At 55.4% G+C, this 11834-nt stretch carries 7 protein-coding genes; all 7 read left to right on the top strand.

The genetic code is table 11. The features are described 5' to 3' along the window. Positions 1–777 precede the first annotated feature (777 nt). The gene (locus ACWD0F_RS50950) at positions 778–2187 is read left to right on the top strand and encodes a serine hydrolase domain-containing protein (RefSeq protein WP_449890225.1); all 1410 of its coding nucleotides are present in this window, start codon (positions 778–780) and stop codon (positions 2185–2187) included. Between the two features lie 75 nt (positions 2188–2262). After that, the gene (locus tag ACWD0F_RS50955) at positions 2263–4248 is read left to right on the top strand and encodes a condensation domain-containing protein (RefSeq protein ID WP_449890227.1); all 1986 of its coding nucleotides are present in this window, start codon (positions 2263–2265) and stop codon (positions 4246–4248) included. After that, positions 4241–6004: an amino acid adenylation domain-containing protein gene (locus ACWD0F_RS50960; protein WP_449890229.1), complete on the top strand. Its 1764-nt coding sequence runs from the start codon at positions 4241–4243 to the stop codon at positions 6002–6004. The genes ACWD0F_RS50955 and ACWD0F_RS50960 overlap by 8 nt, the downstream gene beginning before the upstream one ends. 68 nt (positions 6005–6072) lie before the next feature. After that, a complete protein-coding gene (locus ACWD0F_RS50965) occupies positions 6073–7659 on the top strand; it encodes an HAL/PAL/TAL family ammonia-lyase (RefSeq protein ID WP_449890235.1) in 1587 nt (528 codons plus the stop codon). 78 nt (positions 7660–7737) lie between these two features. After that, on the top strand, positions 7738–8802 hold the full coding sequence (locus ACWD0F_RS50970; RefSeq protein WP_449890231.1) for a GSCFA domain-containing protein: 1065 nt from the start codon (positions 7738–7740) through the stop codon (positions 8800–8802). A 173-nt stretch (positions 8803–8975) separates the two neighbouring features. Continuing rightward, entirely contained in the window at positions 8976–10190 is a 1215-nt protein-coding gene (locus tag ACWD0F_RS50975; protein ID WP_449890237.1) for an MFS transporter, read from the top strand. A 659-nt stretch (positions 10191–10849) separates the two neighbouring features. Further along, positions 10850–11834: PHP domain-containing protein (locus ACWD0F_RS50980; RefSeq protein ID WP_449890233.1), on the top strand; the 985-nt coding region annotated here is incomplete at its 3' end.

Raw genomic sequence — 11834 nt, forward strand, 5'->3', positions numbered from 1 at the left:
AGTTGAGCGCACTCACACTGAACGTCAACCTATTTCACGAAAATCCCTACTCAACTGCAGGGACCAAAAGCCCATACCGTCACAGAACATCCTCTAAGACAGCTCCACGCGCAGCCTCGCCTCTGACACGGCCTAACCGGCGCAGTGATCACAGTCAGTCATGAAAGGCTACTTGGAGGATTACCCATTGACCGGACCCAGGCCTCCCAGTTATTGTCCGCATGGGACCTATCGGCCAGGACTTATCTCGCAATCGGATTGTCATTAGCTGTGGCGTGAAAGGACTTACTCATCTTGCGTGCGTCAATTTCCCTGTGCAATTCAACTCGGCAGAAGAGAGCGACCGCGCCTTGAGTTGCCACACTGGGGCGACGCAGCGGAAGCAGCGCTGGTCGAAAAGCAATACATTCCGCAGATTAAATAACGAAATCCCTGACGTGCAAGAGCGAGGCCGCACTTTGAGATCGTGCAGTCAGCGCGCGACAAGAGATTAAGAGCCGGCGATCGCTCAGATACGATTTGGACTTCCCATACGGCGGGGCAATCATGCTCTGCGAATTAAGGGCTGCACCGCCCCTATTGCTGTTTAGGCATTCTTCGGAAGATGAGTCTTGCTTATCGCAAAGACTCCTCTTTGGAAAGAAAGTGTCGCGCGGCAGGCGTCAGAAGAGGTTAGGAACTCGACCAAAGACTCCCCGAGAAGGCCGGACCGCCGGAAGTTTATCGCCGTAGCTTAGTTACATAGATCCGGCACAATAGGGAGATCAACATTCAAATATGGCAGAGGGTGCAATTATGGGATCAAATCTCCAGAAGGCAGATCAGTTTGATGCCGGACGGAAAAGATTTCAAGCTGTCAGCGATACTCTGCGGGCGTCTGCCAGTGCAGAGGGTGTTCCTGGCGCAGCAGTCGCGGTTTTGTTTGACGACGACGAGATTCAGGTCGCGTATTACGGTCTTGACAACCGAGACAGCGACAAGTCTCGTTGCGAAACATCTCGACAGCCCGTCACCTGCCTGGCCAAGGTGCTAATCGCCTATGTGACCCTGATGTTTGTCGACAAGAATTTGGTATCGCTAGACGAGCCGTTAGGTCGGCTCTTGCCGGAGGCGGTTAGGCGCCGGGGCAACCGTACTGTCGAGATTACGTTACGTCACGTATTGTCACATACAAGCGGAATTGATGACTCGTATGAGAGGTGGGCAACCAACGATTCTTCGGACCTCGCATCTTATGTGCAGCGCTTCGAAAATTATCCGCAAATTGCAGAGCCTGGTGAAGTCTTCGCCTATTCTGATGCCGGGACTGCGATCGCCGCGCTGTTGATTGAAAAGCTATCAGGTATGCCGTGGCGTCGGGCTGTCAATACAATGTTACTTCAGCCATTGGGAATAACGGATCTCCCAGAGAGTTCAGGACCTGTTGACTACGGAGGCTCGGTCGCGACCGGATACATCTTGGAGGCGGACTCTCAGTCGTATCAGCCGGTTGGCATGGATATGCTGTTGGCGGCCAACGACAACTTGGACACACTCTCAGTCTGCTTCACACTTGAGGATGCTGCCATGCTGGCGCGCTTTGCACTCGATGATGGCGTTACCGGTCAAGGTAGACGCCTATTGTCGGTTGGCCTCGCAAAGCAGATGAGGACACGACAGATGGTTGTTCCTGACCACCACTTGATTCATTCGTGGGGTCTCGGGTGGATGCACTTCGATGAGGCTTCGTTCGGCTTCGAAGCCTCCGGCCCGGGCTATCACAACTTTATTCAGATCTTCCCAGAGCGGCGGCTGGCTTTGGTGCTGCAGGCCAACGTCTACCCTGGCTTTGTTCTCTACTACGACGTATTGGGTTCGCTGGCAGGGGAGCCCTGGGCGGATCCTGCCGAGCAACCCATGGTGGATATCAATCTCTGCGAAGGTGTATTTCAAGCGGACGGATTTCGGCTGGAAGTCATTAGGGGCCACGAACACCTACGTTATCGATATTTCAGACGGCGCAGCGAAGACGAGTGGCTGGAGTATGACTTTGGAAACCTTGTCCCGTCTGGTGCCCGCCACTTTTCTGTTGTGTCGGCTAAGAAGGTCCTCCGTGGCGCCATCACCCCACTCTGGTCAGATAAGGATCCGGAGCCGAAGTTCATCCGATGGGGGCAGCGCCTCCTTAGGAGAGAAAATGTGAGTTAAGTTGAATCGTGCGGGTTGTCGTAGGCCGAGTAGCACGGTCCAATCGTCGTCAGTAGCCCAAGAGTCAGGAGTGCCGTGACACAGTTTTCCGGATCTGGCATCGAGTTGTCCGCGGGAGCTGGTCTTCACACTATCGAACAGTTGATTGCTCAGTATCCAGGGGTGGCATGTGCCGTCGTACTGATCTATATCGGCAACGGCGGGAATGAGCACCTGGTGACATATGCGGAAGTGGAAGCTGGCATCTCGCCTCCGTCGTCCAATGATCTGCGAGCATTCTTGGCCGAGTATCTCCCCAGAGTCGCGATCCCTGATGTAGTAATGTTTTTGGAGGCGATGCCTCGCTTGCTGTCGGGCGACGTCGACCGCGCAGCACTTCCTGAACCAGGCTCGTATTTGCTTGACCCTGTACGTTCTGTTCGTTCGGAGCTATTGCGTGAGCTGATTGCAAATGTCCTCGGCAGACCGACAGTGGCGATGAACGACAATTTCTTCGAACTTGGCGGCCAATCCCTCTTGGCGGGCCGTCTGGTAAGCATCATCCGATCAGTGACGGGCCTCCATACACGAGTTAGCGATCTTTACGACACTGAGACAATCGGTTCTCTGCTTGAGCGCCTCGACCAACGGGATGAAATACAACCGCCTCTGAGGAGGGTACTTCATTCCACGCTCACCCCAGCCTGTCGTCCTCAAGAGTATGCCGTCCCACCGGAGCAGGAAAATCGTGCCCTTCACCCAGTTCTTGCCTCAGCCTTACGCTTCACGGGCGCACTCGACTGCAGCGGGTTGGAGCACGCGCTAGCTGACGTTGTCAGGAGACACAAAGTGCTGCAGGCGCTTCAGCATGAGTGCACTAGAGCGATTGGACCGGTGGTTAGCGACGTGGAAGCGGGCCTGGATATGGCAGTAATTGCCACGTCCGAAAAAGATCTGCTAGGTCGACTGAACGCAGAGGTGGCGCACCGCTCTTATCGGGGGTGCGACGTGCCGTTGCGGGCGGTGTTGTTCACCCTTGAGGCCGGGGGTCATGTCCTTCTTCTAGTGGCAGATCGGGAACTGTGCGACCAGCATTCGATGGAGATCCTTTGGCGTGAACTTGCATATGCTTACACGGCACGCTTTTCCGACCGCGAGCCAGTCTGGGACATATTGCCCCTTCAGTTCGCCGACTACACGCATTGGCGGGCGATGGTTCTGGGAAAGGAGACTGAGCCGGGCAGTGTTTCAGCGCAGCAGCTTGAGTATTGGCGTGCTGTCTTGGCGGAGTTGCCTACAGAGTTGACGCTGCCGTTCGATCGGCCGCGCCCGGAGCAACCCACCTATTGTGGCGGCAGAGTTCCAATTGAGGTGTCACCTGAGCTGCTCGCTCGATTGCGTGCCGTTGCTAAACAGTGCAACGCCACGCTGTTAATGGTCTTGCAGGCTGGCCTTGGGATGCTAATAACCCGGGTGGGCGGAGGTATCGACATCCCCATTGGTATGCCAGTCAATAAGCGATCGGACATTATGCTTAACCCTGTTGTCGGCTGCTTCCGCAGCAACCTTGTACTGCGCCTCGATACTTCGGATGATCCAAGCCTCAGTGATCTCGTAACGCGGGCGAGAAGAGCTAGTCTGGCTGCGAGCTCACACCATCATTTGCCATTTCAACGACTCGTTGAGGAGTTTCACTCCAATCTCTCCTATGAACGCCATCCATTGTTTCAAGTATCTATAGAACTTGATAATATCTCGGACGCTGAGCTGCTATTTCCCAGCCTTTCAGCGGAGCGCCTCCTAATCGATGCGGGCTTTGAACTCGACTTGTCTATAACTCTCCACGAGTCCTTCGATGCACAGGGATCTCCGAGCGGACTCCGAGGTGGTCTTCGGTACGCTACTGATCTGTTTGACCATACTACTGCGAGCCGAATGGCCACGATATTTGTCCAACTGCTCGCAGCGGCGACGGCTTGTCCGGCACGCCCGATTGGCGATTTGCAGATCGTGGAGGGCTCGGCCGAGCCGAGCGAGCGGAAGGCGAGGCTCCATCCACGAGCGAGGAGAATTGATGGATAAGGGACCGTCTGAACCGGGAGCACAGCAGGCTGTGCTCCCGGCAACGGTGGGGTTGTTGCCGGCGACTCCGGTGCACGAACTGGTCCGCGAGCGAGCCGTCCTTCAACCGAACGCGCCCGCGATCGACGGGCTGTCGTACCAAGAGCTGAACACATGGGCTGATCGGATAGCTTGTAATCTTCAAGACCAAGGTATCGACAGCGGTGGTCCGATCGCTATGCGCTTGCCGATAGGAGCGCGGCAGGTAGCAACTCTTCTGGCCATCATGAAAGTGGGATGCTACTTTGTGCCGCTAAGTCTTGGTGACCCAGCCGAACGATGCATCTATATCTTGAACGAAATAAAGCCCACCTGTCTGCTCGTCGAGCAGCTTGATGAGGATGCGCTGATCACTTGGTGTCGAAGCGAACTCGGCTGCCCAGTACTGGCAGTTGGCACCGAGAATGATCCTCAGCCTCAGATGGATGTGCCATCAACGCGCACGTTTACGTCAACTGCGGTAGGGATGGACACGCCGGTCTATGTAGTGTACACATCGGGGTCCACTGGTAGACCCAAGGGCATCCAGCAGTCTCATATCGGGCTGGCGCAGTTTGTAATGTGGATGGGCACAGAGTTCGGAATGGGTCCTGGGCGCAGGATAGCGCAGTGGGCGGCCCCTAATTACGACGCCAGCTTCTGCGAGATATTCGCGACACTCGTCACGGGTGGCATGCTGTGCCCTATACCCGATGAGATCCGACTTGACGCTAGCCTTCTACTGGACTGGCTAGCTCTACGCCGCATTTGTCTGCTACAGACCGTTCCCAGCTTCGCCTGTGAACTGCTGCACTCCCTTAACGCTCGAACTTGCGCAGCAAATCTCGCGTCGCTGGACCACATCCTCCTGGCAGGTGAGCCGCTCTACGGTGAGTTGGCGAGTGGCCTGGCGGCTGCTATACCCGGACTCCGGTTGATCAACCTGTACGGGGCGACGGAGACAATTCTGGCCACGTGGATGGAAGTAACCGGTGAGTGGAATGGACCAGTTCCAGTCGGCAAAGCGATTCCTGGCCGTTCGGTTAGCGTTCTGGATGTTGATGACAACCTCTGTCCGGTGGGGGTCACGGGGGAGATCGTGGTTCGCAGCCAATTTCTAACTCGTGGTTACGTGGGAGAGGCATCTCAATCCGGCTCCAAATTCAGAAGTGTCAGAATGGCCGGCGACAGTGCAGGCATCGCTGCCAGTCCGTGCTACCGGACTGGGGATCAGGGGCGTTGGCGCCCGGATGGCCTGCTGGAGTTCCAGGGACGCCTGGACGGTCAGGTCAAACTTAGAGGCGTCCGGGTTGAACTTGCTGAAATTGAGGTTGCCCTGCGAAGTCATCGGTCTGTTCTTGACTGTGCGGTCGTGCCATCTAACAGTGATGGAGAACTCATGGACCGGTTGGTAGCGTATGTGGTCCCAGTATCAGGGAGGGGCTCACCAATGATATGGCGGGCCCACCTACGGAGCAAATTAGCCGAACATATGCTTCCGTCTGTTTTCATCACGCTGTCCGCTTTGCCGCGGAATGCTGGAGGCAAGGTGGATAGATCAAGACTGTCGTCGTCAGAATCCCCGCCATGGAGAGGAGCGCGGCCTCATTCATCTGGTCGCCTCAACGACTTCCTATCCTGGTCCGCCTCGCTTGAACTGGATCCCGATCAGTCATCAATCGTGACGGAGGACACAGAGGGAAAAGCCCATCAACAGACTGAATCTGATCTTTCATAGGAGAAGTTCGGACTCCGTTCGAATAGTCCGTCAAGCTCGCCATTTTGCAAAAAGGAGACGTTTTGATCGTGCAAGGCGAAGGTGCGACCATCGATGACCTCTACGCAGTCGCGGTGTCAGGTGAATCGATTGAACTGGATGAGGACCAGCTGAAAGTAGTTGACGAGACATGCGAGCGTATTCAGCGGTGGGGAGCTGAGGGGCATCCGATTTATGGCGTGACGACAGGTTTTGGTGAAATGGTTTTCATGACCATCCCAAGCAGGTTCGAGACTCAATTGCAGGAGAATCTCCTGCGCACGCATGCGGCTGGTGGAGGCCCTCTTTTTGAAGACGAAGTGGTTCGTGCAATCCAGCTAGCACGGCTAAACTGTCTGATAAAGGGTTATTCAGGCATTGGAGCGGAAACGTTGCGGCTGATGGGGGAGTTTCTCAACCGTGGCATCCATCCGGTGGTACCAGAGAAGGGTTCTCTGGGGGCTAGCGGTGATTTGGCGCCATTGGCACATTTGGCGCTGCCGCTGATCGGTGCTGGCCGCGTTCGCTATCGGGGTGAGATCCGCCCATCTGCGGAAGTGCTGACAGAGCAGGGCCTCACGCCGGTTCGATTGGGGTATAAGGATGGTCTAGCTTTGATCAACGGGACATCGGGAATGACAGGTGTTGCGGCGTTGTCCCTGGTGCGCTCCGGGCGACTACTGAGACTCGCCCTGTGGGCATCGGCGGCGTTTATCCAGGTCATGCGTGGGTCGACTCGAGCATTCGAGCAACGTGGACATATCTTAAAGAATCACCGAGGTCAGAACATCGTCGCACAAATGATTAGCGACCTCCTGGCAGGTAGCGGCCTTACCCGAGAACACGAAGACGTGATGCGCCTGATAAGTCAGGAGAGCGACGGAAGTGGGGAAGTGATGCCGGTCAAGGACTACCTGCAGAACGCGTATACGTTGCGCTGCGTCCCACAGATTCTCGGGCCAGTACTGGAAACAATGACCTATTGTCGGCGTCTGGTAGAGGAGGAGCTGAACTCCTGCAACGATAATCCATTGATTTTTGACTCTCCAGACACTATCTTTCATGGCGGCCATTTCCACGGTCAATATGTAGCGATGGCCAGCGATTTCCATAATATCGCAATTGCCGAAATCGGCGTACTGGCCGAACGTCAACTAAACAGAATTCTCGACCCGCATCTGAATAAGGCATATCCGGCATTTCTGGCTCTCGGCGAAGAGGGCTTGTTCTCCGGCTTGCAAGGTTCGCAGTATCTTGCGACTAGCATTGCCTCCGAGAATATGGATCTGGCTGCGCCGGCCTCGATTAAGACGATACCGTCTAATGGACAGAATCAAGACGTGGTCAGCATGGGGCTTATTGCCGCACGCAAGTCTCTCCAACTAATCGACAACGTTCAGACCATCGTTTCTGTCCTGGTCGCCGCCTGCTATCAAGCCGCGACAATCACTGGGTTCCACCACTTCAGCCCTTCCACCCGAGGCCTACTAGATCTTCTCGCCACTAGAGTACCCGCTTACCGTGACGATGAAGGTGTTGCCTATGACTTCCTGGCCGTCGTCCGCGAGACTGTTCTCGGCGATCAGGCTACCTTGCTACTTCCTCAACTTGACATCACAGCTGACTCGCGGACATAAGTTGTTCTAGTAGCATGACGGTCTCCAGGTTGGGCGGAGATCCGAGTGGGAACGTCACGTCCCACTAATTTCCATGCCATGAAAGCAGAGGTAAAAGTGATAAATCCCTATAAATCGTTCCCGCCTCGCTCTTTCTGGCGTTCTGCAGTAGCTGAGTTGGATGCGTTGGACATCAGCGGCTTGTGGATGCCCAAGTTCACGATTGGGCAGGACGACCCTGTCCTTACGGCCGGCTCCTGCTTCGCCGCCCACATCGGGCGCGCTCTACTCAATCGCGGCATGAATTGGCGAGATGCTGAGCCTGCGCCGCCCGGCTTAACCGAAGCTCAACGCGGAGCTCGACAGTTCGGAATCTTCTCGTTCCGTACCGGCAACATCTACACCGCCGCGATGCTTCGGCAGTGGCTGGCCTGGTCCCACGGCGAATCACCGATTCCAGACGAGACGTGGCAGGAAGGTGACCGCTATTTTGACCCCTTTCGGCCTTCTATCGAGCCGGATGGCTACGCCTCAGCCGATGCCCTCTTGGCCTCCCGCCATACGACGCTGATATCGATTCGAAGCGCTGTGGCGGACGCGGCGTGTCTCATCTTCACCCTAGGACTAACTGAGGCATGGCGGGAACGCGCAAACGGCGTAGTCTACCCCGTCTGTCCAGGCACGGTGCGTGGGGTTTTCGACGAGAGCCGTCATGAGTTTCATAATTTCACCTTTGACGAGGTGTATCATGATCTTTCAACCGCGATCGCTTTGGCACGGGCTGTCAATCCGCAGCTCCGTATCGTCCTAACCGTATCGCCGGTTCCACTCACAGCAACTGCCACTGCCGATCACGTTCTGGCTGCCTCCACTTACTCCAAGTCAGTGCTGCGTGCCGTGGCAGGACAATTGACGGAGGAGCACGACCACGTTGACTACTTTCCATCCTTCGAGATCGTCAGCGGCTTTCCTTTCAAAGGGATGTTCTTTGAGCCCAATCTTCGTTCGGTTACCCCAGAGGGTGTCACTTTCGTGATGCGCCATTTTCTAGATGCATTCAGTCAAAAGATGGATGTATCGCAGTTAGCAACCTGCGGCGAGTATAGTGGCGACGATGAACTCATTTGCGACGACGCCGTTCTTGACTACTACAATAATTGCTAGACGTGCATGGACGCCCAACTGGATCGCGTCAAGTCAATGCTAAGATAGGTTACTGTCTAGAATTGTGTCTATTGCGATGCGTGTACTATCGGGGAGGGCATCAGTGAATTGCATGCGACATTCAGTGTGTGCGAGTCAGGCATGGAAATGGCGGTTGCTCTCTGGAGGTGGCTGTGGGGTTGCTTAGAGCAAATCCACGCAATGGCGAAAGGAGACTCGGCCGGAGATTCACGCTCCTCCTGTCAGCCTCCTGGATCTCTACCCTTGGTGATGGCGCACGCACAACAGCCTTACCCTTGCTAGCTGCGGCAGTATCGTCGTCACCAGCAGATGTCGCTTGGGTAGCCGCAGCGCGGGCAGTGCCCTGGCTGGCCTTTTCTCCGTTCAGCGGAGTTTTGGCCGATAGGCTCAATCCTATCCGACTGATGTTCTGGACCGATGCTGCGAGAGCAACCATCATGGGCAGCATTGCCATTTGGGCTGTCATTGCACGACCTCCGATATTAGCGCTTGTGGTCACGGCATTTTTCCTTGGAATTGGTGAAACTATTTCTCGCAACTCCGGAGCGAAAGTCGTTCCCGATTTGGTGGGACCTCATCAACTCGAAATCGCTAACAGTCGCGTGCAGACTAGCTATGTTTTGGGGGCTGGCGTTGTAGGCCCTATGCTCGGATCATTGCTATTCACTGTCGCTATCGGGCTTCCTTTCATTCTTGATTCATTGTCGTTTATCTTCAGCGCCCTCCTTGTAGGTGCGATTGGACGCACGAGCGCAGCAGGTGCCGCGGAACGCAAACCAGTCTTCAGTGAGGTTGGGGATGGCATTCGCTGGCTCTGGACGCATAGAGGATTCCGGGCATTGGCTGCGGTCGCTGGACTTGTGTCAATGGCTTCCGCCCTGTCCACCACTACCCTGGTCATTCTAGTCACAAAAGATCTCCACGCATCTGCGTCGACGTTCGGCCTTGTCATGGTTGTCGGCTCAGGAGGCGGTTTGCTTGGCACAATGATCTCCAGATGGGTTGGGCGGAGGGGCGGTGTGACCTTCAGCATTATGCTTGCTGTGGCGACGATGGGGATTGCTGCCGTGGTAATGGGACTTAGTGCGTCGGTCTGGTTGGTTGCCGCAATGTTGGCTATGGTCCTTTTTGGTGTGGGGATTTGGAATGTGCAGATTGTTTCATTGAGGCAGAAGCTTATTCCACGCGAACTTTTTGGCCGCGTCAACAGCAGCTATTTGTTGGTTAGTCGCATAGGGATGCTGGCGGGGCCGGTGATCAGCGGATGGGTAAGTGTCGCCATAGATATGCGAGCCCCTATTGTGCTTGGTGGAATAACAATGTTGCTTACGCTCATTCTCGTGCCTCGTATAGTATCCCAAGAATAGTCCGGTGTGTGAGTTATGTGGGTCCAATGCAATGTCGGGCCTTGACGGCTTTGCTAAGCGATAGAACCGACTATGCGTGACTATACGTTGAAGTGCGGTTAGGTCAGGACGCAGCAATCCTCCTATAGAAAGGTTTACTGGGTGGCCACCACATGCTGCAAGGCCCTTCGAGACTGCGGTGCCGTAGTTGGAAGGAGTAAGCTAACCTACTTCGATCAAGGGTCACTTCAGAAGGCGCTGCCGTCGCATAACAACGTGGCGTTTCTGGCGCTTCCTCAGGTTGCCTGCGTGTGCCATCTTGACATGTGCGGGCTCGTGATCGCAGCAGACGAACCCATGCGAAAGTAATCTGCGCCATCTGCTGGTTCAAACGCTACTCGCGAGATATAATCTGCGCTCAATTTCTATCCATTAAGCCTGGGGCTTGACAAGTGTCGAAGCCCTCACCGATGGCCATCGTTATCTCGGGATGCCACGTTCTTGATCATATTAAATTTGCTTACAATTTCTGAGGAGGAACGCCTGCAGGCAATGAAGTGTTGCCTGGCCAGGACCTGGCAGTACTTAGGCAAGATCTCGAACTTCGGTGAAGTTCTGCATCACTTCCGAGCCGAGATTGAACTTATGCGAACGTCGACCGAGCAAGTGTTGGGGGTAGGGTGAGTAAGTCCTTTGTTCATCTACATGTTCATACTGAATACAGTATGCTCGACGGGGCCGCGAAGATAAAGCCTCTACTTAAGAAGGCCGAGCAGCTAGAGATGCCCGCCATCGCCATGTCGGATCACGGCAACATGTTCGGGGCCTATGAGTTTCAGAAGGTCGCCGCAGGCGTGCCTGTCAAAGCTATCCTTGGGATTGAAGCATATGTGGCTCCAGAGAGCCGGTTCCTGAAGAAGCAAGTCTTCTGGGGACGGCGAGCCGAGACCGGTGTGGTGGACGGCGAGGGCGGCAAGGACGTAGCAGGCGGTGGTCGGTTCACCCACATGACCATGTGGGCCAAGGACGCGGCCGGGCTGCGCAACCTCTTCAAGTTGTCCTCGCTGGCATCGTTCGAGGGCTACTACTCCAAGCCCCGCATGGACCAGGACCTTATTTCGCAGTATGCGCGCGGCATCATTGCAACTACTGGCTGTCCAAGCGGTGCAGTGCAGACCAGACTCAGACTCGGCCAGTACGAGGAGGCCGTCAGAGTTGCCGGCGAGTACCAAGAAATGTTCGGCAAGGAGAACTATTTCTTGGAGCTGATGGATCATGGAATTGACATTGAGCGAGAAGGGCGCGCTGACCTGCTGCGGTTGGCGAAACACCTCAACCTCCCACTTCTGGCCACCAACGACTCCCATTATGTGACCGAAGATCAGGCTGAGGCCCATGACAGCCTCCTGTGCGTAGGCACAGGCAAGAATAAAGATGCCATCAACCGGCTTCGGTTCGAAGGGTCGAGTTACTATCTCAGGTCTGCGGGCGAAATGCGCAGATTGTTCAGCGAGCTGCCTGAAGCATGCGATAACACTCTCGTCATTGCTGAAATGGTCAATTCTTACGACGACGTCTTCACCTACGTCGACCGCATGCCCCAGTATCCCGACGTGCCCGAGGGCGAGACGCAGGAGTCCTGGCTGCGCAAGGAGGTCGAGCGCG

This window comes from Nonomuraea sp. NPDC002799 (assembly GCF_053592075.1).